This is a genomic window from Ensifer adhaerens (assembly GCF_028993555.1).
Lineage (GTDB): Bacteria > Pseudomonadota > Alphaproteobacteria > Rhizobiales > Rhizobiaceae > Ensifer > Ensifer adhaerens_I.
In genome coordinates, this window is the sequence record NZ_CP118610.1 from 880100 (window position 1) to 906044 (window position 25945).

At 62.3% G+C, this 25945-nt stretch carries 24 protein-coding genes; 13 read left to right on the forward strand and 11 right to left on the reverse strand.

The genetic code is table 11. The features are described 5' to 3' along the window. Window positions 1-4: 4 nt before the first annotated feature. A complete protein-coding gene (locus PWG15_RS04200) occupies window positions 5-517 on the reverse strand; it encodes a ClbS/DfsB family four-helix bundle protein (protein ID WP_275023254.1) in 513 nt (170 codons plus the stop codon). A 19-nt stretch (window positions 518-536) separates the two neighbouring features. Further along, window positions 537-1580, reverse strand: a complete 1044-nt coding sequence (locus PWG15_RS04205; protein ID WP_275023255.1) for an aldo/keto reductase — start codon at window positions 1578-1580, stop codon at window positions 537-539. A 357-nt stretch (window positions 1581-1937) separates the two neighbouring features. On the opposite strand from PWG15_RS04205, the gene fabD reads away from it, so the two are divergent. The 7 genes from fabD to gmk all read left to right on the forward strand — a co-directional run bounded on the left by fabD (window position 1938) and on the right by gmk (window position 9121). Then, window positions 1938-2882: an ACP S-malonyltransferase gene (gene fabD, locus PWG15_RS04210; RefSeq protein WP_275023256.1), complete on the forward strand. Its 945-nt coding sequence runs from the start codon at window positions 1938-1940 to the stop codon at window positions 2880-2882. Between the two features lie 39 nt (window positions 2883-2921). Beyond that, a complete protein-coding gene (gene fabG, locus PWG15_RS04215; RefSeq protein WP_275023257.1) occupies window positions 2922-3659 on the forward strand; it encodes a 3-oxoacyl-[acyl-carrier-protein] reductase in 738 nt (245 codons plus the stop codon). A 332-nt stretch (window positions 3660-3991) separates the two neighbouring features. Continuing rightward, a complete protein-coding gene (locus PWG15_RS04220; protein ID WP_003531676.1) occupies window positions 3992-4228 on the forward strand; it encodes an acyl carrier protein in 237 nt (78 codons plus the stop codon). Window positions 4229-4445: 217 nt separating this feature from the next. Beyond that, a complete protein-coding gene (gene fabF, locus PWG15_RS04225) occupies window positions 4446-5711 on the forward strand; it encodes a beta-ketoacyl-ACP synthase II (protein WP_275023258.1) in 1266 nt (421 codons plus the stop codon). Window positions 5712-6265: 554 nt separating this feature from the next. Then, the gene (mltG, locus tag PWG15_RS04230) at window positions 6266-7471 is read left to right on the forward strand and encodes an endolytic transglycosylase MltG (protein ID WP_275023259.1); all 1206 of its coding nucleotides are present in this window, start codon (window positions 6266-6268) and stop codon (window positions 7469-7471) included. A gap of 99 nt (window positions 7472-7570) precedes the next feature. Further along, window positions 7571-8458, forward strand: a complete 888-nt coding sequence (locus PWG15_RS04235; protein ID WP_275023260.1) for a YicC/YloC family endoribonuclease — start codon at window positions 7571-7573, stop codon at window positions 8456-8458. 3 nt (window positions 8459-8461) lie between these two features. Continuing rightward, window positions 8462-9121 (forward strand): guanylate kinase, encoded by a 660-nt coding sequence (gmk, locus tag PWG15_RS04240; RefSeq protein ID WP_275023261.1) that lies wholly within the window; start codon window positions 8462-8464, stop codon window positions 9119-9121. Window positions 9122-9211: 90 nt separating this feature from the next. On the opposite strand, the gene rsmA is transcribed toward gmk, so the two are convergent. The 6 genes from rsmA to lptF all read right to left on the reverse strand — a co-directional run bounded on the left by rsmA (window position 9212) and on the right by lptF (window position 16803). Further along, window positions 9212-10039: a 16S rRNA (adenine(1518)-N(6)/adenine(1519)-N(6))-dimethyltransferase RsmA gene (rsmA, locus tag PWG15_RS04245; protein ID WP_275023262.1), complete on the reverse strand. Its 828-nt coding sequence runs from the start codon at window positions 10037-10039 to the stop codon at window positions 9212-9214. Beyond that, a complete protein-coding gene (gene pdxA / locus PWG15_RS04250) occupies window positions 10039-11067 on the reverse strand; it encodes a 4-hydroxythreonine-4-phosphate dehydrogenase PdxA (protein WP_275023263.1) in 1029 nt (342 codons plus the stop codon). The genes rsmA and pdxA overlap by 1 nt, the downstream gene beginning before the upstream one ends. Before the next feature lie 13 nt (window positions 11068-11080). Then, complete coding sequence (locus PWG15_RS04255; RefSeq protein WP_275023264.1) at window positions 11081-12019, reverse strand: SurA N-terminal domain-containing protein; 939 nt, start codon at window positions 12017-12019, stop codon at window positions 11081-11083. A gap of 187 nt (window positions 12020-12206) precedes the next feature. Then, window positions 12207-14558, reverse strand: coding sequence for an LPS-assembly protein LptD (locus PWG15_RS04260; RefSeq protein WP_275023265.1), 2352 nt, complete (start codon window positions 14556-14558; stop codon window positions 12207-12209). Next, on the reverse strand, window positions 14558-15637 hold the full coding sequence (gene lptG, locus PWG15_RS04265; RefSeq protein ID WP_275023266.1) for an LPS export ABC transporter permease LptG: 1080 nt from the start codon (window positions 15635-15637) through the stop codon (window positions 14558-14560). Before lptG ends, PWG15_RS04260 begins: the two co-directional genes overlap by 1 nt. Next, complete coding sequence (gene lptF, locus PWG15_RS04270; RefSeq protein WP_275023267.1) at window positions 15634-16803, reverse strand: LPS export ABC transporter permease LptF; 1170 nt, start codon at window positions 16801-16803, stop codon at window positions 15634-15636. Before lptF ends, lptG begins: the two co-directional genes overlap by 4 nt. A gap of 414 nt (window positions 16804-17217) precedes the next feature. Between lptF and PWG15_RS04275 the strand changes: the two genes are divergently transcribed. Together PWG15_RS04275 and PWG15_RS04280 are read left to right on the forward strand one after the other, a co-directional pair. Further along, window positions 17218-18711 (forward strand): leucyl aminopeptidase, encoded by a 1494-nt coding sequence (locus PWG15_RS04275; RefSeq protein WP_275023268.1) that lies wholly within the window; start codon window positions 17218-17220, stop codon window positions 18709-18711. Between the two features lie 41 nt (window positions 18712-18752). Further along, window positions 18753-19202: a DNA polymerase III subunit chi gene (locus PWG15_RS04280; RefSeq protein ID WP_275023269.1), complete on the forward strand. Its 450-nt coding sequence runs from the start codon at window positions 18753-18755 to the stop codon at window positions 19200-19202. Between the two features lie 74 nt (window positions 19203-19276). Here PWG15_RS04280 and PWG15_RS04285 read toward each other — a convergent pair whose 3' ends face one another. Continuing rightward, window positions 19277-20203, reverse strand: coding sequence for a Gfo/Idh/MocA family protein (locus PWG15_RS04285; protein ID WP_275023270.1), 927 nt, complete (start codon window positions 20201-20203; stop codon window positions 19277-19279). 227 nt (window positions 20204-20430) lie between these two features. Here PWG15_RS04285 and PWG15_RS04290 point away from each other — a divergent pair, with 227 nt between their 5' ends. Then, window positions 20431-21273, forward strand: a complete 843-nt coding sequence (locus tag PWG15_RS04290; RefSeq protein WP_275023271.1) for a GNAT family N-acetyltransferase — start codon at window positions 20431-20433, stop codon at window positions 21271-21273. A gap of 18 nt (window positions 21274-21291) precedes the next feature. On the opposite strand, the gene PWG15_RS04295 is transcribed toward PWG15_RS04290, so the two are convergent. Beyond that, complete coding sequence (locus PWG15_RS04295) at window positions 21292-23181, reverse strand: ABC-F family ATP-binding cassette domain-containing protein (protein WP_275024354.1); 1890 nt, start codon at window positions 23179-23181, stop codon at window positions 21292-21294. Window positions 23182-23493: 312 nt separating this feature from the next. On the opposite strand from PWG15_RS04295, the gene PWG15_RS04300 reads away from it, so the two are divergent. The 3 genes from PWG15_RS04300 to PWG15_RS04310 all read left to right on the forward strand — a co-directional run bounded on the left by PWG15_RS04300 (window position 23494) and on the right by PWG15_RS04310 (window position 24751). Next, a complete protein-coding gene (locus tag PWG15_RS04300) occupies window positions 23494-23781 on the forward strand; it encodes a hypothetical protein (RefSeq protein WP_275023272.1) in 288 nt (95 codons plus the stop codon). A 149-nt stretch (window positions 23782-23930) separates the two neighbouring features. After that, window positions 23931-24209, forward strand: coding sequence for a hypothetical protein (locus tag PWG15_RS04305; RefSeq protein ID WP_275023273.1), 279 nt, complete (start codon window positions 23931-23933; stop codon window positions 24207-24209). A gap of 89 nt (window positions 24210-24298) precedes the next feature. Continuing rightward, window positions 24299-24751, forward strand: a complete 453-nt coding sequence (locus tag PWG15_RS04310) for a MarR family winged helix-turn-helix transcriptional regulator (RefSeq protein WP_275023274.1) — start codon at window positions 24299-24301, stop codon at window positions 24749-24751. A 10-nt stretch (window positions 24752-24761) separates the two neighbouring features. On the opposite strand, the gene PWG15_RS04315 is transcribed toward PWG15_RS04310, so the two are convergent. Continuing rightward, entirely contained in the window at window positions 24762-25757 is a 996-nt protein-coding gene (locus PWG15_RS04315; RefSeq protein WP_275023275.1) for a GGDEF domain-containing protein, read from the reverse strand. Window positions 25758-25945 lie beyond the last annotated feature (188 nt).

Genomic DNA, 25945 nt, shown 5'->3' on the forward strand with positions numbered 1-25945 from the left:
ATATCTAGGCCCGTTCCCTGGTCCTTTTCCACTTGCGCAGACGGCCTGAGGCGTTGGCGTAGGGAGAGGACGTATTGAACTGAATCATTCGGCCAAGCGTCCACTTGCCGTACCACGGTTTCCCGTAGAGCGCGTGATCGTCCCGGACCTTGATCAGCGCTTCCAGCATTTCCCTGCTGCTTCTCAGGCGGGTGAGGAGCTCCTTGGGCGAGAGAGCCCGGTAGTCGGCATAGAACTTCTGGGCGAGCCTGCCGAGCTCGTTCCATTTAAATCCGGTCTCGGGGAAATCGACCGGCTCGCCGCGCTGGTCTCGGTCGATCCACTTGATGACGAGTTCGCCCCAGCCGATGAGGTAGGCGACGAGATCGCCGACGCTCATCGTGGTGCCCTTGGCGTGCCCTTCAAGCGAAGGCTCGCGAAATTGGTCACCTGAGACCTGGTCCAGTTCGCGCATCAGCTTGGCGAACTGGACGTCGATCGCCTTGAGCAACTCCGCTTTTGTCTGGGGCACGGCCATCGGCGATCGATTCTCGCCCTTAGATCGGCATGGGGTAGAGACGGTGCAGCCGCCGAATGCCGTTCACGACATCCTGCGACAGGGTGAGGTCCGCAGCGCCAAGATTGGTCTTCAGCTGTTCCATCGAGGTCGCGCCGATGATGACGGACGCCATGAACGGGCGCGTCAGGCAGAAGGCGATTGCCATCTGGGCAGGATCGAGGCCGTGCTCGCGGGCCAGCTGGACATAACCGGCGACGGCCGGCTCCTGGTGCGGCGTGAAGCGTCCGCCGAGGTCACCGTTGATCGAAAGACGGGAGCCTGTCGGCTTGGCGCCATTCAGGTACTTGCCGGTGAGCAGCCCGGCTGCGAGCGGCGAGTAGGCGAGCAGACCCACATCCTCGTGATGGGACAGTTCGGAAAGGTCGAGATCATAGGCGCGATAAAGAAGATTGTATTCGTTCTGAACCGAGGCGACCCGCGGCAGGCCGTGACGTTCAGCCATGTCGATGAACTTCATCGTCCCCCAGGCCGTTTCGTTGGAAAGGCCGATGGCGCGCACCTTGCCGGCCTTCACGAGGTCGCCGAGCTTGTCGAGGATCGCCCTGAGATCGCCGGCGACATGCGTCTTGTCCTGCTTGGCGGGATCGTAGGACCAGGCATTGCGGAAATGGTAGTGGCCGCGGTTCGGCCAATGGATCTGGTAGAGGTCGACATAGTCGGTCTTCAAGCGCTGAAGGCTGGCGTCGATCGCCTGGTCGATGCCCTCAGGCGTGGTCGGGCTGCCATTGCGAATATAGGGGCGGCCGGGGCCGGCGACCTTGGTCGCAAGTACAACGTCATCGCGGCGGCCGCGCCTTGCCAGCCACTCGCCGATGAAACGCTCGGTGTCGCCATAGGTCTCGGGCGAAAGCGGCGTCGTCGGGTAGAGTTCTGCCGTATCGATGAAGTTCACGCCCTTGCCGAAGGCGTGGTCCAGCTGTTCATGCGCTTCGGCGATGGAATTCTGCGAGCCCCAGGTCATGGTGCCAAGGCAGATTTCCGAGACGGTGATGCCGGTGCGGCCAAGCGTGTTGTAACGCATTGAATGGGGATCCTTGTGAAAGACGTGCGTCGGCCCCGTGGGACAAGGGGTGCGTGCGCCGGAAATGGAGTGATAGCCTCGGCCCTTGGGAGTGTCTAAGGCAGGTCGGCTTCGGGCGGCAAACTTACGCCTTGATTGGTGAAGATCAAGGGCAAAAGGCGGCTGTGGCCCGGTTCGGCGGGCCTTGCGCGCTTGACTCGCCGTTCAGGAATGTGAATGGAGAGGAAACCGGAGCGGGGTAAAGAAAAGCGTATGCGGTTATCCGCCCGCATCCCGCTCTAACTCATAAGAACCGATCACTATGATTTTGTGTCGATTCGACCCAAAATCATAGTGATCTAGGGAAGGGACGATCCCATGAGCATTGCATTCACGTTTCCGGGCCAGGGCAGCCAGGCTGTCGGCATGGGCAAGGATCTGGCGGACGCCTTTCCGGAAGCCGCTGCCGTCTTCGCCGAGGTCGACGACGCGCTTGGCGAAAAGCTGTCCGAAATCATGTGGAACGGCCCCGAGGAAACGCTGACGCTGACCGCGAACGCGCAGCCCGCGCTGATGGCCGTATCGATGGCCGTCATCCGGGTGCTCGAAGCCAAGGGCCTCGACATCAAGTCCAAGGTCTCCTTCGTTGCCGGCCATTCACTCGGCGAATACTCGGCGCTCTGTGCTGCCGGCACCTTCTCGATCGCCGACACGGCGCGTCTCCTGCGCATCCGCGGCAACGCGATGCAAGCAGCCGTGCCGGTCGGGAAGGGTGCGATGGCCGCGATCATCGGCCTGGAGCATGCCGATGTCGAAGTCGTTTGCCGCGAAGCCTCGGCGCTCGGCGCCTGCCAGATTGCCAACGACAATGGCGGCGGCCAGCTTGTGATTTCCGGCGAGAAGGCGGCTGTCGAAAAGGCGGCAGCTCTCGCGTCCGAAAAGGGCGCCAAGCGCGCCCTGATGCTCCCGGTCTCCGCTCCCTTCCATTCGAGCCTGATGGCACCGGCCGCCGACGCGATGCGCGAGGCGCTGGCCAAAGTCGAGAAGCACAATCCCGTCGTGCCCGTGATCGCCAACGTGCTCGCCGCACCGGTCAGCGATGCGAATGAGATCGCCCGCCTGCTGGTCGAGCAGGTGACCGGCCAGGTCCGCTGGCGCGAGACGGTCGAATGGTTTGCCGCCAACAATGTCACGACGCTTTATGAACTCGGTTCCGGCAAGGTCCTGACCGGGCTTGCCCGCCGGATCGACAAGACCGTCAACGGTATTGCCGTCAATACGCCTGCCGATATCGACACGGCACTTGCGGCACTGCTCGCGTAAGCCGTCGAACAAGCGCACCAGTTATAAGGAATCAATCAGATGTTCGATCTTTCCGGCCGTAAGGCTCTCGTCACCGGCGCATCCGGTGGTATTGGTGAAGAAATCGCCCGCATGCTGCACGCGCAGGGCGCGACCGTCGGCCTGCACGGCACGCGCGTCGAAAAGCTGGAAGCGCTCGCCAATGAACTCGGCGATCGCGTGCACCTCTTCCCGGCGAACCTTTCCGACCGTGCCGAAGTCAAGGCGCTTGGCGAAAAGGCCGAGGCCGAGCTCGGCGGCGTCGATATTCTCGTCAACAACGCCGGCATCACCAAGGACGGCCTCTTCGTGCGCATGAGCGACGAGGACTGGGATGCCGTTCTCGAAGTGAACCTGACCGCCGTCTTCCGCCTGACGCGCGAGCTGACCCACCCGATGATGCGCCGCCGTTTCGGCCGCATCGTCAACATCACCTCGATCGTCGGCGTCACCGGCAATCCCGGCCAGGCCAACTACTGTGCCTCCAAGGCCGGCATGATCGGCTTCTCCAAGTCGCTGGCCCAGGAGATCGCGACGCGCAACGTCACCGTCAACTGCGTCGCACCGGGATTCATCGAGAGCGCGATGACCGGCAAGCTGAACGACAAGCAGAAGGACGCGATCATGGGGGCGATCCCGATGAAGCGCATGGGCACCGGCGCGGAGATTGCCTCGGCCGTCGTCTATCTCGCGTCGAACGAAGCCGGCTACGTCACTGGCCAGACGATTCACGTCAATGGCGGCATGGCCATGATCTGATCCGGCTTCCGGGATGTGTCGCCCGTCGAGATTGTGCGGCGGCTGATATTCAACGTCCCGGGAACCGCCTGCCAAATGCCTGAAATTCAATGTTGAGCAAGCGAATGTCAGGCATTTTCGGACTTTGCGACAGACTTAAACCGTGTTAATCGGGCCATGACTGTTAGCAGTCGACCGGTCCCGCCAGGTGTCCGGCAGCCTTGGCTGCCTTGGGTTTGCCGCAGTTCCGGTTGGATGGATTGCCGGTTAGGCCGTCTTGGTCTATCAGGCTTACATAAGAGTACCGGTGCCGGAATAGGCGCCCACAGAAACGAAGGTCGAGGAACTCCGACATGAGCGATATCGCAGAACGCGTAAAGAAAATTGTTATTGATCATCTTGGCGTCGACGCCGAAAAGGTCAGCGAAGGCGCAAGCTTCATCGATGACCTCGGCGCGGACTCGCTCGACACCGTCGAACTGGTCATGGCTTTCGAAGAAGAGTTCGGCGTTGAAATCCCGGACGACGCTGCTGACTCGATCCTGACTGTCGGCGACGCCGTCAAGTTCATCGAAAAGGCTCAGGCCTAATATCTGAGCGGCTACGGCCGTAGACGGGCCGCCTAAAGCGGCCCGTTTCAGCCCAGGGAAGTGGGCTGTCCCGCGAGCGCGGGTTTCGATCAGCAAGCGTTTTCCGCTGTTCCCTCTGATCGTGAATTTAGAACCTTAAAATGGATGCCCGGATCGGGTTCGTTGCACGTGATCCGATCCGGCTCTGAAACTGAAAGATCAGGGTGGGTCGCGGACTATGAGACGTGTCGTTATCACCGGTACCGGCATGGTATCTCCCTTGGGTTGCGGAACTGAGGCGACGTGGGCGCGCCTTCTTGCCGGGCAGAACGCTGCACGCAAGGTAACCGAATTCGAGGTCGAGGACCTTCCTGCCAAGATCGCCTGCCGCATTCCCTTCGGTGATGGCACCGATGCCACCTTCAACGCCGATGACTGGATGGAGCCGAAGGAGCAGCGCAAGGTCGATCCGTTCATCGTCTACGCGATGGCGGCCGCCGACATGGCGCTTGCCGACGCTGGCTGGAAGCCGGAAACCAACGAAGACCAGATCGCGACCGGCGTGCTGATCGGTTCGGGCATCGGCGGCCTCGAGGGCATCGTCGAAGGCGGCTATACGCTGCGCGACAAGGGGCCCCGCCGCATTTCGCCATTCTTCATTCCCGGCCGTCTGATCAACCTCGCCTCGGGCCAGGTGTCGATCCGCCACAAGCTGCGCGGCCCGAACCACTCGGTCGTCACTGCCTGCTCGACCGGTGCGCACGCGATCGGTGACGCCAGCCGCCTGATCGCGCTCGGCGATGCCGACGTCATGGTCGCCGGTGGCGCGGAATCGCCGATCTGCCGCATTTCGCTGGCGGGCTTTGCCGCCTGCAAGGCGCTGTCGACGCAGCATAATGACGACCCGCAAAAGGCGTCGCGCCCCTACGATATCGACCGTGACGGCTTCGTCATGGGTGAGGGTGCCGGTGTCGTCATCCTCGAAGAGCTCGAGCACGCCAAGGCGCGTGGCGCGAAGATCTATGCGGAAGTGGTCGGTTACGGCCTTTCTGGCGATGCCTTCCACATCACCGCGCCGTCGGAAGATGGTGACGGCGCCTATCGCTGCATGCAGATGGCGCTGAAGCGTGCCGGCCTCACGGCTGCCGATATCGACTACATCAATGCACACGGCACCTCGACCATGGCAGACACGATCGAGCTTGGCGCAGTCGAGCGCTTGGTCGGCGAACATGCGTCGAAGATCTCCATGTCTTCGACCAAGTCGGCGATCGGCCACCTGCTCGGCGCTGCCGGTGCAGTCGAAGCGATCTTCTCGGTGCTCGCGATTCGCGACAACATTGCGCCGCCGACGCTCAACCTCGACAATCCGTCCGTGGAAACCAAGATCGATCTCGTGCCGCACGTTGCGCGCAAGCGCGAGATCAACGTGGCGCTGTCGAACTCCTTCGGCTTCGGCGGCACGAACGCCTCTCTGGTCCTGCGCCGCTACACGGGCGCCTGATCGGCCCCCCCTGCCAATCATCGGATCGGTCCAACAAGTCGGTCCGATGATCCTGCTTTTGCCGCATTGCTCGCTACAAGCATCTTTTGGGAGGATGCGTTGCCATTGCGGCGGCGGCGTCGCCCGCTATGTTGGCGCAAGGCATATCTGTCAGTTTGCCATTTAGCTATTGCCGGGAACATGTCGCTCGCCCAGGGATAACCGAAGGCGGCGCGTTCCGAGCGGCTGCAGGTCTCTATCCGATTTACGGATAAGATAAGGCAGGCAGTCATTTAGAGTGTTACAGCGCCCTAAACGCGTCCTATAAGACGTGCGGTTCTGTAAAGTGTCGAGCATCCGTCGCGTTCTCTTGATTGGACGGTGAACCGACACATTTCTGTGGTTCTTGGGTGCCAATGCACCGCGCCGCAGGTCCATTGTAATGAAGACTGCGGTACGTCGCCCGCCAGGTCGGCGCCGTTTATGAAATTGACTTAAGCCTGCTATGGTCCAGTCCGAAATTCGCACCGGGGCAGGAAGAGAATGAGGCTGCGAATTTCGGATTCGGGACAATCGTGAGCGACTCAAACGATAACGGCGCGGCGCAATTCGGCCGCAATGAAAACGCGAGCAACGGGCCGATCATTCCGAAATCGGCAAACGAGGCGCTGCGCCCGGAAAAAGTGCCACAGCCCCCGAAGCGGTCGCGCAAGGCGCGCAGCCAGGTGGTGATCTTCCTGAACTTCGTGATGACCATCATCGTCTTTGCGGCGCTCGCTGGGGCCGGCACGGTCTACTATGCGATGCATCAGTACGAGAAGCCGGGTCCGCTACAGGCGAACCAGAACTTCATCGTCAGAGGCGGCGCCGGCATGAGCGAGATCGCCAGTGGTCTCGAGCGCAGCAACATCATCACCGATGCGCGCGTCTTCCGTTTCGTCTCGGAGGCCTATCTCGACAACGAGACGCTGAAGGCCGGCGAATACGAGATCAAGGCCGGCTCGTCGATGCAGGACGTGATGCAGCTTCTGAAGTCGGGCAAGTCGATCCTCTATTCGGTTTCTCTGCCCGAAGGCCTGACCGTCAAGCAGATGTTCCACAAGCTGTCCGACGATCCGGTCCTGGTTGGCGATCTGCCGAGCGAGCTTCCGCCGGAAGGTTCGCTGATGCCCGACACCTACAAATTCACCCGCGGCACAAAGCGCGGCGAGATTGTTCAGCAGATGGTTGCCGCCCAGAAGGTTCTGGTCGATCAGATCTGGGAGAAGCGTGATCCGAACCTGCCGGTCTCGACGGTCGAGGAGCTCGTGACGCTGGCTTCGATCGTCGAGAAGGAAACCGGCCGCGCCGACGAGCGGCCACGGGTTGCCTCCGTCTTCATCAACCGCCTCGACAAGGGCATGCGGCTGCAATCCGACCCGACGATCATCTATGGCATCTTCGGCGGCGACGGAAAGCCGGCGGACCGCCCGATCCTGAAGTCCGACATCGACAAGCAGACGCCCTACAACACCTATATCATCAAGGGTCTGCCGCCGACGCCGATCGCCAACCCGGGCCGGGCGGCACTCGAGGCGGTCGCCAATCCCTCGCGCACGCCGGAGCTGTACTTCGTAGCCGACGGGACGGGTGGGCATGTCTTTGCCGAGACCCTGGACGAGCACAACGCCAACGTCAGGCGCTGGCGCAAGGTGGAAGCCGAGAAGGCTGCGGAAGCTGCAAAGGCGGCCGCCGACGCGGGAACGGCCGAACCGGCTGCGACAGCAGCGCAACCGCAATAAACGCTTGCATTGTGGACGGATAGATCACGGCGCGGATATCCCTTGCGGGATGCCGCGCCGTCGCCTTATTGCTTCTGCTGAAACACAATGGAGGTGACGATGCCGCTCCAATCGATGACCGGCTTTGCCCGGAGGGAAGGCAGCAGCGGCCGCCGCCGTTGGGCCTGGGAACTGCGCTCCGTCAACGGCAAGGGTCTTGATCTCAGGCTGCGCCTGCCGCAGGGGCTCGAGCGCTTCGAGCCCGAAGTGCGCAGGCTCGCGGCCGATTGTTTTTCGCGCGGCAATCTCCAGATAGGGCTTTCCGTCAGCGGCGCGGAGGCGACCGTTGAAGCGGTGGTCAATCAGGGTGCGCTGACTGCGGTCTTGAACCTGCGCGAACAACTCGGCGATCTCGTCGATCCGGCGCCGCTGAAGTTCGACACGCTGCTCTCTATTCGCGGCATTGTCGATTTTCGTGAACCGGAAGAAAGTGAAGAGGAGCGCGCCGCTCTTGATACGGACATCCTCGAAGGACTGAGGCTGGCGCTTTCCGACCTGCGCATCATGCGCGAAGACGAGGGAGCCGTGCTCTGTCAGATCCTGCTGGCGCAGGTTGAAGGCATTGAGACGCTCACGGCGACGGTAGAGGCCGATCCATCGCGCAGCACTGCGGCGATCGCTGATCGGCTCGCGCAGCAGGTGGCCCTGGTCATGGACAATGGCTCCTCGCTCGATCGGGAACGCCTCTACGCCGAGGTGGCACTGCTTGCCACCAAGGCGGATCTACGCGAGGAGATCGACAGGCTCGGCTCTCACATCGTTGCTGCCCGCGATCTGCTGTCGAAGGGCGGCCCCGTTGGCCGCAAGCTTGATTTCCTGGCACAGGAATTTAACCGAGAATCGAATACCATCTGTTCCAAGTCGAATGCGGCCGCCGTATCGGCCGCCGGCATCGAACTCAAGGTCGTCATCGACCAGTTCCGCGAACAGGTCCAGAATCTGGAGTAAAGCATGGCCCCGGCGACCCCTTCGCCCATCAAGATTGCCCGTCGTGGGCTGATGCTCGTCATTTCCTCGCCGTCCGGCGCTGGAAAATCGACGATCGCGCGCAACCTTCTGGAAGCCGATCCGGAGATGAGCATCTCCGTCAGCGTGACGACGCGCCAGCGCCGTCCGAGCGAAATCGACGGACGGCATTATCATTTCAAGTCGATCCGCGAATTCGAAGCTCTGCGGGCGACCGACTCGCTGCTCGAATGGGCGGAGGTGCACGGCAATTTCTACGGCACGCCGCGTGATGCCGTCGAGGCGGCGATGGCCGCCGGCCGCGACATGCTCTTCGATATCGATTGGCAGGGTGCCCAGCAGCTTCAGGAAAAGATGGCGGGCGACGTCGTGTCGATCTTCATCCTGCCGCCGTCGATGGCCGAACTGCAGTCGCGCCTGCATCGCCGGGCGGAGGACAGCGAAGAAGTGATTGCCACCCGGCTTGCCAACTCGCGCGCCGAGATCGAGCATTGGCGGGAATACGACTACATTGTGCTGAACGACGATCTCGACCGCGCGTTTTCTGCGGTGCGGGCGATCGTCGAGGCTGAGCGTCTGCGCCGCGACCGGCGCCCTGGTCTGTTTGACTTCGTCAACGGGCTCCTGACGGAAAACCCGTTCTGACAGCTGCAAAAGAATGGCTCCTTCGGGAGCCATTTTCGAATCGCGCCATACCTCGCCCGGCCAAATGACCAGTCGCGATTGGTCGCTCGCCTAGAGGCAGTTTGCCAAGCGGCAGAATTCTTCCACCGAAAGCGTCTCGGCCCGCCGTTGCGGATCGATGTCGGCCTTTGCCAACAGGGCTTCGCCGCCAAGCGGCTTCAGGCTTTGCCGCAACATCTTGCGGCGCTGGCCAAAGGCCGCGTGTGTCACCTTCTCCAGAGATCGGACGGAACAGGGGATAGGATTTTCCACGGGCTCCAGATGGACCACAGATGACGTCACCTTGGGCGGCGGCGTGAATGCTTGCGGCGGCACGTCGAAGGCCATCCGTGCCCTTGTACGCCAGCCGCAGAGCACGCCGAGGCGCCCGTAGTGATCGTCATCCGCCTCGGCGACGATCCTGAGGCCCACTTCACGCTGGAACATCAGCGTCAGCGATTGCCAGAAGGGCGGCCAGCGCTCGGGCAGCAGCCAGTTGACCAGCAATTGCGTGCCGACATTGTAGGGCAGGTTGGCGATGATCTTGACCGGTCCGCCGTCGGCAAGCGTCTCGAACGGCGTCTTCAAGGCGTCGCCTTCGATCACCTGCAGCCGGTCGGGATAATGCGCACCGATTTCGGCAAGCGCCGGCAGACAGCGGGAGTCGCGTTCGATCGCGATGACCTTCTTGGCGCCAAGCGCCAGGATCGCGCGCGTCAGGCCGCCGGGACCAGGGCCGACTTCGATGACCGTCACCCCTTCGAGCGAACCGGCGGTCCGCGCGATCTTCTGTGTCAGGTTGAGGTCGAGCAGGAAATTCTGGCCGAGCGCCTTCTTGGCGTCGAGGCCGTGGCGCTGGATCACGTCGCGTAAGGGGGGAAGACCGTCGAGCGCGGCCATCAGCGGGTATCTCCTGGCATATTGGCCGCAAGCGTTGCGGCAAGGTCGAGGGCAGCTCTCAGGCTGTCGTCGCGCGCGACGCCCTTGCCGGCCAGACTGAAGGCCGTGCCGTGGTCGGGCGATGTGCGGATGAAGGGAAGCCCGAGCGTGACGTTGACGCTGTCGTCGAAGCCGAGAGCCTTCGCCGGGATCAGCGCCTGATCGTGGTACATGCAGATCGCAACGTCGTAGGTCGCGCGCGCCCGATCGTGGAACATCGTATCGGCGGGCAGCGGCCCTGACGCATCGATGCCTTCAGCACGTAGCCGGTCGATGACGGGACGGATGATGGCATCATCCTCAAGGCCGAGCGCGCCGTTTTCGCCGGCGTGTGGATTAAGCCCGGCAATCGCGAGGCGGGGGCGCTCAAGCCCGAAGCGGTTGCGCAGATCAGCCGCCGTTATCGCGCAGGTGCGATAGATGAGGTCCGGCGTCAGTTGGTCCGGCACATCCTTCAGTGGGATATGGATCGTGACGGGGACGGCGCGCAGTTTCGGCCCGGCAAGCATCATGACTGGCAGCACAGGTTGCCCCGTCGCTTTCTCTGCGAGATCCGCCAGATATTCGGTATGGCCCGGAAAGCGGAAGCCGGCATCGTAGAGAACTGCCTTGGCGATCGGGTTGGTCACGACCGCGGAGGCTTCGCCTGCAGTCACGAGCCGCACCGCCGTGTCGATCGCGCCGATGACGGCGCTAGCATTGGCGGTGTCGGGATCGCCTGCAGTGACCGGAGCAGGGCAGACAAGCGGCAGCACCGGCAGTGCTGCGCCGAACGCGGACATGGCGCCGGCACAATCCGTCTCTCGAAGGGGAACCGAATAGCCGAGCGTCGTCGCACGTGCGGCAAGCACCGCAGGATCGCCGATGAACAGGAAAGGTGCCGTCGCGTGTTCGCGGCGGCCAAGCCAGGCCGAAAGGCTGATGTCCGGCCCGATACCGGCCGGGTCGCCCATGGTCAGGGCGAGTGGCCCGCCGGTTGGTTCGCGCATGTTGCCGTTGTGCTTACTTGTTGACGATCTGTGCTTTCTTGCGCAGTTCCTCGAGATATTTTTCGCTGTTCGGATCTTCTCCGCCGGCCTTCTTCTTGCCGATGTCCTCGGCACGGAAGACGATTTCGGCGGCCGTGTCGTCGTTGACTTCACGCTTCTTGCAGATCGCCAGGTATTCGACGCCCTTTTCGGTCACGCGGGTTCCGGTCGTACCGTTCTCCCCGGCCTTCTCGACCAACGGCTTCCACTCGTCCGGCAACTGCTGGGCAAGCATCCGGCCGAGATTGCGGATCGAAACGTCGCGATAGTTGGCGGCAAAGGTCTTCGAAGTCTCGCAGCCCGGGAACTGTGACCGGGAGGCGTTCGCCTCGGCCTGCCGCTTTGCCGTGATGGCGCCGCGCTTCTTCTCCGGAATGACGAAGATCACCTGCTGCAGGAAGTATTCGGTGGTCACCGGCTTGTTGCCGCCGCCTTCCATCATCCGCTTGACGAGATCGGCGCCCTGCAGTCGGCTCGAATTGCCGTAGCGGAAGTTGACCGCGCGCGGCCAGCTCATCTGTACGGCGATGAATTGCTTGAAATGATCGGCGCCGACACCGGCCTGATCCAGGATCTTGCCAAGCTGTTCCGCCGAAAGCTTGTTGCCCGCAGCAAAACGTGCATAGGCGGCATCGACGTCCTGCGTGCTGACGGATTGTCCGATACGAACGATCTCGGCGCGCTTGAGGACTTCGTCCACCAGTTGCTTCTTCGCTTCCTCGGGGCCGCCCTTCTGGCGCTGAAGGCGCAGGAATGCAACCCGTTTGGCAATATCGCCCGAGGTGATCACGGTGTTGTTGACCGTTACCTTGACCTGGCTTGCAGCCTGCGCACCGGCACACGCCGCGATGCTCAGGGCTCCGGCCACAGCCAATACCGAAAGCGTCCTCGAGATTGACATTTTCCCGCCCATTACCTTTTCCTGTTTGCCGGACGATCGTCGCCGTCGGGCCTTGTCCGCCTACCGGCTTTGCGCCGTTGCCTTATCTTGTCGGAGGAAATGCATAATACATGCGGCCAAACGATGACAAGACCGTTTGAGCAGCCCAAAATTGCCCGAGGGGGCGAACTTCGCGTTCCGCCCCCTCGTTTCAATGACCTTAATAGTAATCCAGCTCTTCGAACTTGGTGTCGCCGACATTCACGTCACCGAGCGTACGGAAGCTGATTCTGGCGCCGATCGACCAGTCGTTCGCCAGCGTGCTGCCGGTATCGCGTTCCTGCTTGTAGACAAGCGAGAACAGGGTGTCCTGATCGTCGTAGGTGATGCCGAAGCCGTTGCGCGTGATGACGTCCTGGTTGATGTCGTAAGTGATGGCACCAAAAACCGACCAGTAGTCATGGAACTTGTAGGCGGCCGCCGTCTGGATTTCGTCCTGGTTCACCTGCGAGCCATAAAGCGGCTGCGCTTCGATGCGCGTATAGGTCATCGCCGCCTGCCACGTCGTGCCGAGATAGCCGACGGTCGCATCGGCACGGCGCAGTGCCAGATCCTTTTCGTCGAGGCGGCCCGAGAGGCTCGCCATCAGGCCCGACGGTGCGTCGATGCCGAACATCGCGACATAGTCCGAGCGCTTGGTTTCCAGACCGGAATTCGCGCCGGCCTTCACCAGGTCGTCGGTTGCGAAGGAGTTCAGGCCTCCGAGATGGAAGGATTGGCCAACGATGCTGCGCAGGCCGTAGCCACTGTCGAAGGTCCCGGTATAGCGGAAGCCGACATTGGCACGCGTACCACCTTCGACCCGGTCGAAGCCAGAGAACTTGTCGCGGTCGAAAAGGTTGGTCGCATCGAACACGAAGCTCTGGGCGTCTTCGTTCGGCAGGCCACCGGCATCCTGCTCGTCAGGGCGTGCGTAGAGCTGAGCGATCGGCTCAAGCACGTGGCTGCTGTTTTCGCCGACGAACAGGATCGGGTAACGGGCTTCGAGACCGGCGGTCAACATGCGCCGCGTCGCCGCGTCGCTGGTGTCGTAGTCGCCGGTGTAGAGCGGTCCCGGCGCGTCCATGTTGAGGCCGAGGACATCGCCGCGCGCCGCAAGGAGCGGCGTGATCACGAGACCGCCGGGAGCGATGAACATACGCTTCCATTCAAGCTCGCCGGTCAGGCGGTGGGTCGTGCCCTCGAGGCCGCGGAAACGATTGACGACACCGGGGACGGTTTCGAGGTCCAGCCGGTTTCGTTTGACGTTCGTGAAGTTGACGGTTGCCGAAAGCTCGCCGCCCAGCACGGGCTTTGGCGCCTTGTAGGAGTAGTCAAGGACCTGCGTAACGGGTTGCTGGTTTTCATTGATGCTATTCGGGTCCGCGTCCTGAATGTCGAAGTAGAAGGCGCGCAGATCGAAGAAGTTTCGCTTGCCGAGGCCGGTCAGATAGGCCTGGTTGACATAGGTCGTGCCATCGAAGTTCGACAGTTCGTAGGTCTTGGCGAAGTTGGCATCCGACTGGACGAGGACGTTCCAGCCGAACGTCCAGCGCGGGTTGATCTCGAATTCGGCCTTCGACCCGATCATGCCGCGATTGGTCTTCTCCGCGTCGACCGTGCCGGGTGTGAACTTGCTCTTGTCGAGCTGGCTGATGCCGGCGACGTTCAGGGTATGGAAGCCGTTGTGGAAGCGCTGGCGGAATTCGCCCTCGAGAAGGAAGCCCTGCCGGGTCAGGCCCGTCACGGTTGCCGTCGCATCCATATAGGGCGAGATCGCCCAATAATAGGGAACACCGACGCCGACGCCGAGCTTCTGGGCAGAGCGGAATGTCGGGAACAGGAACCCGCTCTTGCGCTTGACCGTATGGTCGGGCAGCTCCATCACCGGGATATAGGCGATCGGCTTGCCGAAGAGCTCGAAGCGGGCGTTCTCGAGGCGAATCGTCCGCGTGCGACCGTTCTGAATGACGCGCTGTGCCTTGATATGCCACAGCGAGCGATGCTCCGGCTTGGTCGAGCAGGGCGTGCAGGCCGTGTAGACAGCCTCGTTGAGGATGAATTCTTCACCGTTCCGGCGCTCGCCGCTCGTTGCGGCCAGGCGGGTCAGGTCGGTCGTCTCGATGCGCAAGGCGTCGACGAAACCGTTGCCGAAGTCGTCGGTGACATCCATCTTGTCGGCGTAGACGACGTTGCCGCCCGGCTCGACCAGTTGAACTTCTCCAATTGCATGTATACGGCCCGCCTTCTGGTCGTACTCGACCTGACGGGCCACCATCTTGTAGCCGCCGTAGTCGATCTGCACGTTGCCGCGCACGATCACCTTCTCGGCGTCTTTGTTGTAGACGAGCTCATTGGCGGACAGAAGCAGCTTGGCGTCTTCTGGCATGTTCGGACGCAGCGAATCGAGCCGGTCCGAAGACTGCTGCGCCATCGCAGGCGCACTCATTCCCATGGCAAGTGTCTGCAGCGCCACGCCTGCAAGCAGGGTAGCGTTGATCAGCGTCATGCGTTTGCGGTTCACTACCGCCACTAGCCATCCTCCTGATTTAAAAGAATCGTCGAGCCCAGCGCCATCGCTACAACAACTGGCAACCAGGCTGCAACGAAAGGAGGCACAATGCCGCTGCTCCCGAATGCTTTGACAAGCACGGTGACGACATAAAGCACGAAGCCTGAAAGGATGCCACCGAGAATTACGGAGCGAGATTGGTTGAACCGGCTAAACTTGAGCGACACGCAGGCGGCTATCAGCGTCATGGCGACGAGAAGCAGCGGCAACGAGAGCATCGAGTGGAATTGGGTTTCCATGCCGTTGGTTGAAAAACCGAAGGAGCGAGCCACCTCGATCTTCGCCGGAAGGTCAAAAAACTGAATGGAATCAGCCTTTGCAAGACGTTCCTGAACAAACTCGGCTTTCAGATTGGTGCTGAGTTGTGCTGTTTTCAAACGGCGCGGCAGCTGTCCGTTGCGCGTTTCCGTTACTTCGTTAAGAAGCCAGTAACCATCTTCGAGTTTCGCGGACGTCGCGTCCTGTCTCAGAATGATCGTTCCCTGTGGATCAAAGTGGATGACGGTGACGTTGAGAAGCGTCGTGCCGTTGTCCTGGACCGAGCGCGCGCCGATGATTGTATCGGTACCGTTGTAGATCTGTCGCAGCCATGGAATCGATCCGGCATCCGAGGATCGCGAGGCGCCCCATTCCGCCAGCAGCGCCTCACCACGCTTCGTTCCCCAGGCGGCCAGCGGGTTGAGCGCGACGACGGCGAGCACGCCGAAGAGGAAGGCGCCAAGAATGAAGGGGCGCAGGAACTGCCAGACGGAAATACCTGCGGCGCGCGTCACGACCAGCTCGTAGCGCCGGTTGAGGGAGATCAGTGCCGCCATTGCCGAAAACAGCGCGACGAATGGAATCGTCTGCTGCAGGATCAGCGGGATACGGAGGGCGGTCATCAAAAGGGCGCCGGTGATCGAATAGTGCGGCAGGTTTGCCAGGCGGCTTGCCTGTTCGCTGAAGTCGATGATGAAGATCAGCGAGAAGATGCCGACGAGGAACCAGAAGGTGGTGATCACATAGCGGATGAAGAAATAGCGTCCGAGCGTGCCCATCATGACGGCTGCCCTCCCTCGGCGTCACGCCGCACGAGGCGCAGGCGAACCAGGAGGTCCTGCAGCTTTTCCTGTCCGGTCATCGGGATATCCAGGCGCTTGTTGCTCATCAGCTGGTGAATGCACAGCCCACCGGCTGCAAGCGGCACGATATACATCAGCGGCACGAACCAGATGGAATCCTCGGCGCTGTTGCCGGCGTAGAAGGTCATCCAGCGGATGAGCAGCGCCGTTCCGAGCGCGCTCACCATTGGATGGACGCGTGCTTCCCGGTGAGACCGCGCATCGCTGCTGAAGACCAGCGCGATCAGGCCGAAGAGCAGCGGAAAGGTCCACTCCGTCAGGCGGCGGTTGATCTCGGCGGTGAAGGCAAGCGGCTTGTTCTTGTAGACCTGATCGTCTGGGTCGGGATTGAGAAGCCCGGCCAGGTCGCGGTCCTTCGCCCGGATCGTTGCCTCGCGCGTCGTCTTGGTCATATCGGCCAGGTCGAAGGCATAGGAATCGAACTTGATGATCGAGACGCTGCCGTCAGGCAGTTTGCGTTGTACCTCGCCGTCCTTCATCACCAGCGCGGAGCTCTTTTCATCCACCGCACCTTCGCGGGCGTAATAGACGAGCTCGAAGGCGGGATTGCGTGAATCGGCAACGAAGATGCCCTGCAACACGCCACCGCTGCGCCGTGCGCCGACCTGAACATAGAGCCCGTCGGCAACCTTGCGGAACGAGTTCTCCTGAACGACGGACGACAGAAGGTCGGCGTTGGCGGTCGCCAGCATCTTGCGTACCGAAACGCGCGAGTAGGGCTCTACGAAATTGTCGACCACGAAGGACAGGACGCTCAGAGCGGCCGCCAGATAGATGACCGGCCGGATGATGGCCATGCGCGAACTGCCGGCGGCGTTGAGCACGGTCAGTTCCGAATCGGTGTTCATCGTCGTCAGGGTCTGGGTGACGCCGATGACCAGTGCGAAGGGCAGGATGATCGGGATGACCGAAGGCAGGATGAGGGTTGCCAGTTTGGCGAAGGCCAGAACCGACTGGCCGCTGTCGGTGACCAGATTGACGTTGGCAAGCGCCTGCGTCGTCCACACAATGCCGAGCAATGGCAGGAGTGTCGCGAGGAACATGACCAAGGCACGCCGGAAGATGTAGCGTTCGATCAGCTTCATGCCCGTGTCCGGTCCAAAGTCCTGCTCATGTTTCTGTTCCGGCGGCATCGGACCGGGCATTGCCCGGGTCCAAGCCGAAGCCCGGTTCTTAGCCGCCATTTCGTGTCGCTCAAATTGTGAAGCAACAGGGATAATTTAAGGCGAAGAACCTCGGTTAACCGCATGTAAACATCCGGGGGCATCTTGCCAAGCGGTTGAAAAGCGAGAAGGGTGCCGGCCACAGCTTTGACGGTGGCGAATGTTGCGAATATTTTCCACTGTAGCCGCCCGGTAACAGGGCGGATCGCCATAGGCCTCGTCGTGTCGTCCCGATGCGTCGCGGCCAGATCACCTTGCCCTGGCGCCCGGCTCTCGGAAGCTATTTCCGATTCTCCGGCTGCGCACGGAAACAGGAAAATATCCCGGAGTTTTTCAATGCCGATGAAGTTCGAGTTCACCTTTGCCAAGTCCCACCGGCCGAGCGGCGGCGTTGCCGTGCTCCTCAAGACGTCCGGCGGCGCAGCCGCAGCCGGCGCCGATGTCGCCGATCCGGAAGACGTCGTGACGAAGGCAGCCAAGGTGAAGAAATTCACCGGAAAGGCATTCTCCAGCCTCGATATCGTTGCGCCACATGGCTCGCCGGCAGATCGAATCATCGTGTTCGGGCTTGGAGAGGCGGATGCGCTCTCGGATCACGATTGGCTGAAGGCCGGCGGCGCCGTTGCGGCGAAACTCGGCTCGACCGACAAGGTGACCGTTTTCGTCGACGCGCCCGGGGTCGAGGTGACCGGCAAGGCGGCCGCAGATTTCGCCCTCGGCATGGAGATGAACGCCTACAGCTTCGACGGCTACAAGACCAAGAAGGCCGATGACGAGGCCAAGTCCTCCGGCAAGCCGACCAAGGTCACAATCGTCACGGGCACCGTCATTGCCGCGAAAAAGGCTTTCGGCACGGCAGAGGCGGTCGCCGAAGGCGTGTTTCTGGCGCGCGACCTGGTGAACGAGCCGGCCAACGTGCTGGGACCGGTCGAGTTCGCTGCCAAGGCGAAGGAACTGGAGAAGCTCGGCGTCGAGGTGGAGATCCTCACGGAAAAGGAAATGAAGAAGCTCGGCATGGGCGCGTTGCTCGGCGTTGCCCAGGGATCTAGCCGCCCGCCGCGCCTCGTCATCATGCAGTGGAAGGGCGGCAAGGCCAAGGAGCGGCCGCTCGCCTTTGTCGGCAAGGGCGTCGTCTTCGACAGCGGCGGTATCTCGATCAAGCCGGCCGCCGGCATGGAGGAAATGAAGGGCGATATGGGGGGGGCGGCTGCCGTCACCGGCCTCATGCACGTGCTGGCCGCCCGTGAAGCCAAGGTCAACGCCATCGGCATCATCGGTCTTGTGGAAAACATGCCCGACGGCAGCGCCCAGCGCCCCGGCGACATCGTAACCTCGATGTCCGGCCAGACGATCGAAGTGATCAACACCGATGCCGAAGGCCGTCTCGTGCTCTGCGATGCGCTCTGGTACTGCAACGATCGCTTCAAGCCGCAAGCGATCGTCGACCTTGCGACGCTGACCGGCGCCATCATGGTCGCGCTTGCGACCCATCACGCCGGCCTGTTCTCCAACGACGATCGCCTGGCGGGGCAATTGCTTGCCGCCGGCATCGCGACGCAGGAACGCCTGTGGCGCATGCCGCTCGGCAAGGAGTACGACAAGATGATCGACAGCAAGTTCGCCGACATGAAGAACACCGGCGGCCGTCACGGCGGCGCGGTGACGGCGGCGCAGTTCCTGCAGCGATTCGTCAAGGACACGCCATGGGCGCATCTCGATATCGCTGGCACCGCCATGGGCGCGCCGACGGATGAGGTCAACCAGTCCTGGGGCTCGGGCTTCGGCGTTCGGCTGCTCGATGAGCTGGTGCGGGCGAGCTACGAATCCTGACCGGCCGTGCCTGACGTGACGAAAGGCGGGCGGCAATCGGCATGACCGAGATCCTGTTCTATCACCTGACGGAATCGAAACTCGAAGACGCGCTGCCGCCGTTGCTCGACAAGAGTGTCGAGCGCGGCTGGCGGGTGGCGGTGCAGACGATCGACGCCGAGCGGCGCGACGCACTGGACACGCATCTCTGGGTCTATCGCGACGAGAGCTTCCTGCCGCATGGCACGGATGCCGGCGATTTCGCCGCAGATCAGCCGGTTTTGCTGGTGGCCGACGAAGGCAATGCGAATGCGGCGACGGTCCGGTTCGTGATCGACGGCGCCAGTCCACCTGACGTTTCGACCTATGAGCGCATCGTCTTCATGTTCGATGGCTACGATCAGGTCCAGCTTGAAGGCGCACGCGCCCATTGGAAGCGGCTGAAGGGGGAGGGGCACAACCTCACCTACTGGCAGCAGAACCGCGACGGCCGGTGGGAAAAGAAGGCCTGAGTTTACAACACATTGCGACGAAAAAAGCCCGCGGCCGAAACCGCGGGCTTTGTGTTGCTGCCATCTCCAGAAAATCAGTCGTGGAAGGCTTCGACGAACTTGCGCTTGCCGAGCATGAAGGCATCGGCAACGTGGCGTAGCGGCGCCAGATCGACGTCCGACCGTCCGGCTTTGACGATCTCGGCGAAACGCCGATAGAGCATCGGATACTCCTGTTCCGGTTCCTGATGCACGAGCTTGCCGTCGACGGCGAGCTTGGCGCCGCCTTCGGACAGCACCATCTCGCCCGCCGCTGTCCGGGCTACGATGTCCCAGCTCTGTTTGCCGGTCTGGCGCCAGTCGAATTCGGCGGAAACCGGAAGTTTCTTCCCATCCGTGAAGGTGATGTTGGCAGCGATCGGCGCGTCGCGATTCTCGGGGAATTCGAGCACGGCCGATGTTACGAACAGCGGGCGCGGCAGAATGTGGGTGACGATCGAAAGCGCGTTGATGCCGGGATCGAAGACGCCGAGGCCACCTGCCGCCCAGATCCATTCTTGGTTCGGGTGCCAGTGGCGCACGTCTTCCTTCCAGATAACCTGGACATCATTGATCGTCGTTGCCGCCAGGAAGGATTTTGCCGCTTCCACGGCCGGCGCGTAGCGGGAGTGCCAGCTCGCAAACAGCGACAGCCCCTTCGATGCCGCGAGTGCCTCAAGGTCCGCGACCTCGCTGAGGGTAGCGCCCGGAGGCTTTTCCAGGAACACATGCTTGCCGGCGTCGAGCGCCGTGCGGGCCGCCTCGTAGCGATACTGCGGCGGCATGCAGAGCGACACGGCCTCGATCGCAGGCACGGCTTCGAGCATAGCTTCGATCGATTTGAAGTTGTCGATGCCGTCGACCGTGCCATGCCGGCTTGCGGCTGCGATTAGGTGATAGTCGCTGTTCTTGGCGATCGCCGGCAGATGCTGGTCGCGAACGATTTTGCCGACGCCGACAAGGGCAATTTTGATGGGGGCCATGGTGTTCCGCTCGATTTGTATGACTTATTGTCGGCACTTGTAGCAGATTGCGCAGGGCGGACAAGCGCCGCCGGTGGGTCGTCAGCATATGCCATCAATGTCGGGGAAATCGACCGATCATCATTTCCTCTGACCGCCACTGCGCTAGCTCTACCACCGGACGTGCCGTTTCGTCTCGTCAACCGGACTGGCGATAGGGCGATCTGACCGCCCAAGAGGAGTGAACCATGCAGCAGCAAATCCGCCGTGCGAGCCGCGCCGAACTCGACGTGATGATCGAGTGGGCGGCCGAGGAGGGATGGAATCCCGGGCTCGGTGATGCCGGCCCTTTCTGGGAGGCCGATCCGGACGGCTACTGGATAGCGGATGGAGAGGACGGGCCCATCGGAGCTATCTCGCTGGTGCGATACGATGAAAGCTACGGCTTCCTCGGCTTCTACATCACGCGACCGCAACATCGCGGCAAGGGGATCGGCCGGCTGTTGTGGCAACAGGCGATGTCGGCCGCCGAAGGACGCATCGTGGGTCTCGATGGCGTAGTAGCCCAGCAGGACAATTACCGCCGGTCCGGTTTCACCTACGCCCACGCGAATATCCGCTACGGCGGCACGATCGACGTCGTCGAGCCGCCGGGAGCCGATCTGTTGGAGGTTGCACCGGTTCACATGCCGCTTCTGATCGAATATGACCGCCGCTTCGTCCCCGCGCGACGCGAGGCGTTCCTGCGCGAATGGCTGAAGTCGAGTGATGGGCGGCGCAGTGTCCTGCTGCTGCGCGACGGCGCGGTCGCCGCCTCTGGGACGATCCGGGCCTGCCGAAACGGGTTCAAGATCGGACCGCTTTTCTCCGACAGCGAGACCGCCGCCGATCTGGTCTTCCGCAAGCTCGCCGCCAGTGTCAACGGCAGCGAGATTTACCTCGACATCCCCGAACCCAACGCTTCGGCCAAGGCGCTTTGCGATCGCTACAATCTTCGCCCGGTGTTCGAGACGGCGCGCATGTATCGCGGTCCGGACCCGGGGCTGCCACTCGTCCGGATCTACGGCATCACCACGTTCGAACTGGGCTGAAGGCCGGGCCGGCCAGTGTCAGCCGGCCATCGCCTCTTCATATTCGGCGGAAAGGTCGAGCCATTGCTCTTCTGCGTGGGCGAGTTTCGCGGCCGCGTCGGAGCGTTCCTTGGCCTTCTGGGCAGCTTTCGCAGGCGATTTTTCGTAGAGCGCCGGATCGGCAAGTTCCACATCAAGTGCCTGAATCAGTTTCTCCAGCTTTCCGGTCAAGGATTCGATTTCATTGATCTTCTTGCGAAGTGGCGCCAGCGAAGCGCGCTTGTCGGCATTGACCTTGCGCTGGTCCGCCTTCGAAAGACTGTCATCGATACCGTTTGGCCTGGGCTTGTCGTCCTTGGCCTTCGGCCCTCCGACGATCAGGCTGCGGTAGTCCTCGAGGTCACCATCGTAGCTCGCTACCGTCCCATCGCGCACCAGCCATAGCCGGTCCGCCGTCGCCTCGATCAGGTGCCGATCGTGCGAGATCAGGATCACGGCACCGGAATAGTCGTTGAGCGCGGTGATCAGCGCGTTGCGGCTGTCGATGTCGAGGTGGTTGGTCGGCTCGTCGAGGATCAGGAGGTTCGGCGCGTCGAAGGCGGCAAGGCCCATCAGCAGTCGCGCCTTTTCGCCACCGGAGAGATCCTTGGCGGGCGTTTCCATCTTTTCCGTCGCAAGTCCCATCTGCGCCACGCGCGAGCGCACCTTTGCCTCGGGGGCTTCGGGCATGCGCCGGCGCACGTGTTCGACGGCGCTCTGGCTCGGGATCAGGTCGTCGAGCTGGTGCTGTGCGAAGAAGCCGACCTTGAGGTTCGGCGCGATTTTCAGTTCGCCCGCCTCAGGCGCCAGCCGGCCGGAGATGAACTTGGCGAAGGTCGATTTGCCGTTGCCGTTCGAGCCGAGCAGCGCGATGCGGTCGTCGGTATCGATCCTGAGGTTCAGCCGCTTGAGGATTGGCTTGCCGGGCTCATAACCGACGGCACCACCGGTGACGGCGATGATCGGCGAAGCCGCTTCCTTCTCCGGATCGGGGAAGGAGAAACCCTGGACATGGTCCTCGATGACGGCGGCCACCGTTCCCATGCGCTCCAGCGCCTTGATGCGGCTTTGCGCCTGGCGCGCCTTCGTCGCCTTGGCGCGGAACCGATCGATGAAGCTCTGCAGATGCTTGCGGGCGGCGTCGTTCTTCGCCTTCGCCTTCATCTGCAGCTCGTCGGCCTCGGCCTTCTGCCGCTCGAACTGGTCGTAGGGTCCGCGATAGAAGGTGAGTTTCTTCTGGTCGAGGTGCACGATGGCGTTGACCGCCGTGTTCAGCAGGTCGCGGTCGTGGCTGATGATGATGACGGTGTGCGGATAGCGACGAATGTAATCCTCGAGCCACAGCGTGCCTTCAAGGTCGAGATAGTTGGTCGGCTCGTCGAGCAGCAGCAGGTCGGGCTCGGAGAACAGCACGGCGGCCAGCGCCACGCGCATCCGCCAGCCGCCCGAGAAGGACGAGGCCGGCCGCAACTGTGCCTCATGGTCGAAGCCGAGGCCGGCGAGGATGCTGGCTGCCCGCGACTCGGCCGAGTGGGCACCGATATCGGCAAGCCGGGTCTGGATCTCGGCGATGCGGTGCGGGTCCGTTGCGATCTCGGCTTCCGCGATCAGCGCCGAGCGCTCCTTGTCGGCCTTGAGGACGATCTCGATCAGCGGCTCCTCGGTACCGGGCGCTTCCTGCGCCACCTGGCCGATACGGGCGTTCTTGGGCAGAGAGATGCTGCCGGCCTCGGAGGCAAAATCGCCGGTGATGATGCGAAACAGCGTCGATTTGCCGGCACCGTTTCGGCCCACGAGCCCCGCCTTCGTGCCCGCCGGAAGCGTCACGGATGCATTTTCGATGAGGAGACGTCCCGCGATGCGGGCGGAAAGGCCGGAAATCTGGATCATTGCGGCCTTTTGCCCGGACTTTGCCGGGAAGGCAAGAGGTGCCGGCACGCAGCCTTTCCTCCGGTGCCGGTCCGGGATTTCAAGAGGTCATTGTTATCAATTTTTGAACAAGGCGTTCCGGCTGGCGATACTACACATCCTCATCGTGAGGGACCATCTCAATAACGGAAGGGCAGGGAACGCTCTTCTGACCGCCTCGATCGACTGAACGCCATCGGCAAGGGCCCCGCGTTCCGAGGGACGACCGATCCGGCCACGGACAATTTAGATGAAACCTCGTTCAATCGAACGAGCCTCCCAGGAGTGAAGATCATGAAGACTGCAATCCAGACCGCTCTCTCCGCCGCTCTCGTTGCAACCGCTATCCTCGGCGGCGCCACCGCTGCTTTCGCCGGCGGCAGCTACTACGAAGGTGTCAGCCCGACGCCGCTCTATACCGAGCGGACGCCTGCCGTGACTGGCAAGACCTCCTTCACCATCGGCAGTTCCGAAGCTGGCTATGTTGACAGCACCCGGACCGGCTCGGTCGTCAACTACGGTGTTGCGCCAAAGAGCGTGACGGGCGGCGAAGGCGAATACTACCACGGCATCTCCCGCTAAGCAGAGATGACGATGGGGTGCGGGTTTCGGCCCGCCCCCCATTTCAAGGGATTTGATCAACCACCGTCGTGAACTTATGAGGCGGCCTCCCAAGCGTCTTTCTGGGGCATAGCCCCCGATCCACCACTTCCACCCAAGGAACAGATTCAATGAAGAAGTCCATTGCCGCGATCCTCCTTGCGACCGCCACACTTGGCGGCGCGTCGGCCGCTGTGGCCGGCGGCAGCTACTATGAGGGCGTGAGCTCCACGCCGCTCTTTACCGGTCGCGCCGAAGCTTCCGCCGGCACCGGCGTCTCCGCGAGCTCCAACAGCCGCGGCGACTATTATGCGGGCGTCGAAGACAAATCCGTCGATGCGACGGCAACCGGCGCGATCGCCAGCGGCCGCGCCAAGGCTTTCGGCCAGGCCGACGAAAACAAGCAGTAAGTCACGCCAAACGGTTGACCGAACAGCCCGGTCCCGCCACGCGGGGCCGGGTTGTTTCGTTTTGGCGTTGCCACATGAGGTACATTGCCATGACAGAAAAAATCGAAGTCGCCGAGCGGCTCTTCGATCTCTATCAGTGCGTTCATCGCCTGGTGAACACATCGATGTCGGAGGAAGGTGTTTCGCTCGCGCGCAGCAAATTCCTGTTCTATCTCAACACGCTGGGTCCCTGTCGCTGCGCGGATATCGCCTCAGCGCTCGGTTTTGCGGCCAGAACCGTCACCGAAGCGATCGACGGGCTGGAGCGGGACGGCATGGTCGTCCGTGAAGCGGACCCGGAGGATCGCCGCGCGAAGATCATTTCGATCACCGGTCGTGGCCGATTGGCCTTGGAGGCGGCGCTACAGCCACGTCATCGCACGATCGACGAATTGTTCTCGGCGCTCAACGATTGCGAGCGCACCGAGCTCTTTCGCCTGCTGGGCTGTCTCCGCGAGAAGGCGACGGAGATCGACGAAAACCGCCAGCCGGTTGCCGCCTGATGCGCGACACCTAAGCGGCGTTCTGACCGTAGGTCTTGCCGCGGCCGAGTGCTGCCGAATAGCTGAGGATGCCGGCGCCATCGCGTGCGCCGGCCAATGCCAGCTCGGCCTCTGTCATGAGATCGGCGCTCGTCGATGCCGGTTGCGCAATGGTGATACCGGCCGCAAGCGAGAGCGTCTCTGCCGTGTGCGCGCGCCCGGGAAGGGTGACCTTCACGTCTTGCACGGATTGGCATAGCCGCCGGGCAATGGCTTCGGCATTTTCGACGCTGACGTCGCGGCAGACGAAGGCGAACTCCTGCTGACCCACGCGGGCGACGAAGTCGTTCTTCTTGATCGACTTTCGGAACAGCGCTGACAGCTTGGCAAGCGCCTTGCTCGCAACCGTTCCGCCGTGGTGCTCGGCCATCTCGCGAAGCCCATCGACAAAGACGAGAAGCAGGGCGATCGGTTGGTCGGTTTGCTCCGTTTCGAGAAGAGAGTCGAGTTTCGCTGTCAGCGCCAGACGGTTTGGCAGGCCTGTCGCGAGGTCGCGGGTGAGCGACCGGCGGCTCTCGGCGAGATCCTCCTCGAATTCGGCCATGCGCTGCGCACTGGCTTCCAGGGCGTGCTGCAGGGCATTCTCTTGGTTTAGCAAATGCCCTGCCGTTTCCCGGAGCCGCGCGGCGTCGTCGGCGAACTCCGACAGGCCGACAACGGGGTCATCTGCGAGCCGGCCGGTGAAACGATCGAGTTCGGTCTTGAATGTTTGCTTCTGCGCCAGCGCAAGCTTGAGCTTGCTGGCCATGCCGGCAAGGGTTTCCTGGGCTGCGGCTCTCGCCCGGTCCGCAGCGAGGGCCGCGTGGGAGACAAGGTGATGCTTGAGGCCCAAGGCGTCCAGCGAGTCCTGCGGCGGGTTGAGCCCAAGAGCCGCAAGCTCCCGGGAAAGCTGGGGCAGGCGACCGGACAGCGCCTCGTAGAAAAGCTCGTAGTTGCGGGGCAGGGCAGCAATCCCGTGCGCGGACATTGCGTGTGCGACTTTCAGAATGATTGCCGCCTGCCTCGCCTGCGATCGGCTGGCGTCCGCTGGAACTTGCCTGGTCATTCCGTCGTGGTCCCCAAATGTCTGTCGGACGGCGATGTCCGGATCGATGAGCACTATGGAAGGCCGCATTTAAGGGAGTCTGAAGATTTCAGCCGGCCACCCGTTCCCGC

What these genes read in the sequence shown, in the direction of transcription:
- fabD (WP_275023256.1), top strand. Translation starts at nt 1,938, where the DNA reads ATGAGCATTGCATTCACGTTTCCGGGCCAGGGCAGCCAGGCTGTCGGC.
- rsmA (WP_275023262.1), bottom strand. Translation starts at nt 10,039, where the DNA reads ATGGCCGCGCTCGACGGTCTTCCCCCCTTACGCGACGTGATCCAGCGC.
- PWG15_RS04290 (WP_275023271.1), top strand. Translation starts at nt 20,431, where the DNA reads ATGCAGCAGCAAATCCGCCGTGCGAGCCGCGCCGAACTCGACGTGATG.
- PWG15_RS04315 (WP_275023275.1), bottom strand. Translation starts at nt 25,757, where the DNA reads ATGTCCGCGCACGGGATTGCTGCCCTGCCCCGCAACTACGAGCTTTTC.
- PWG15_RS04285 (WP_275023270.1), bottom strand. Translation starts at nt 20,203, where the DNA reads ATGGCCCCCATCAAAATTGCCCTTGTCGGCGTCGGCAAAATCGTTCGC.
- PWG15_RS04295 (WP_275024354.1), bottom strand. Translation starts at nt 23,181, where the DNA reads ATGATCCAGATTTCCGGCCTTTCCGCCCGCATCGCGGGACGTCTCCTC.
- fabG (WP_275023257.1), top strand. Translation starts at nt 2,922, where the DNA reads ATGTTCGATCTTTCCGGCCGTAAGGCTCTCGTCACCGGCGCATCCGGT.
- PWG15_RS04275 (WP_275023268.1), top strand. Translation starts at nt 17,218, where the DNA reads ATGCCGATGAAGTTCGAGTTCACCTTTGCCAAGTCCCACCGGCCGAGC.
- PWG15_RS04310 (WP_275023274.1), top strand. Translation starts at nt 24,299, where the DNA reads ATGACAGAAAAAATCGAAGTCGCCGAGCGGCTCTTCGATCTCTATCAG.
- pdxA (WP_275023263.1), bottom strand. Translation starts at nt 11,067, where the DNA reads ATGCGCGAACCAACCGGCGGGCCACTCGCCCTGACCATGGGCGACCCG.
- PWG15_RS04305 (WP_275023273.1), top strand. Translation starts at nt 23,931, where the DNA reads ATGAAGAAGTCCATTGCCGCGATCCTCCTTGCGACCGCCACACTTGGC.
- PWG15_RS04280 (WP_275023269.1), top strand. Translation starts at nt 18,753, where the DNA reads ATGACCGAGATCCTGTTCTATCACCTGACGGAATCGAAACTCGAAGAC.
- lptF (WP_275023267.1), bottom strand. Translation starts at nt 16,803, where the DNA reads ATGAAGCTGATCGAACGCTACATCTTCCGGCGTGCCTTGGTCATGTTC.
- PWG15_RS04200 (WP_275023254.1), bottom strand. Translation starts at nt 517, where the DNA reads ATGGCCGTGCCCCAGACAAAAGCGGAGTTGCTCAAGGCGATCGACGTC.
- PWG15_RS04300 (WP_275023272.1), top strand. Translation starts at nt 23,494, where the DNA reads ATGAAGACTGCAATCCAGACCGCTCTCTCCGCCGCTCTCGTTGCAACC.
- PWG15_RS04235 (WP_275023260.1), top strand. Translation starts at nt 7,571, where the DNA reads ATGCCGCTCCAATCGATGACCGGCTTTGCCCGGAGGGAAGGCAGCAGC.
- PWG15_RS04255 (WP_275023264.1), bottom strand. Translation starts at nt 12,019, where the DNA reads ATGGGCGGGAAAATGTCAATCTCGAGGACGCTTTCGGTATTGGCTGTG.
- PWG15_RS04220 (WP_003531676.1), top strand. Translation starts at nt 3,992, where the DNA reads ATGAGCGATATCGCAGAACGCGTAAAGAAAATTGTTATTGATCATCTT.
- fabF (WP_275023258.1), top strand. Translation starts at nt 4,446, where the DNA reads ATGAGACGTGTCGTTATCACCGGTACCGGCATGGTATCTCCCTTGGGT.
- PWG15_RS04205 (WP_275023255.1), bottom strand. Translation starts at nt 1,580, where the DNA reads ATGCGTTACAACACGCTTGGCCGCACCGGCATCACCGTCTCGGAAATC.
- gmk (WP_275023261.1), top strand. Translation starts at nt 8,462, where the DNA reads ATGGCCCCGGCGACCCCTTCGCCCATCAAGATTGCCCGTCGTGGGCTG.
- lptG (WP_275023266.1), bottom strand. Translation starts at nt 15,637, where the DNA reads ATGATGGGCACGCTCGGACGCTATTTCTTCATCCGCTATGTGATCACC.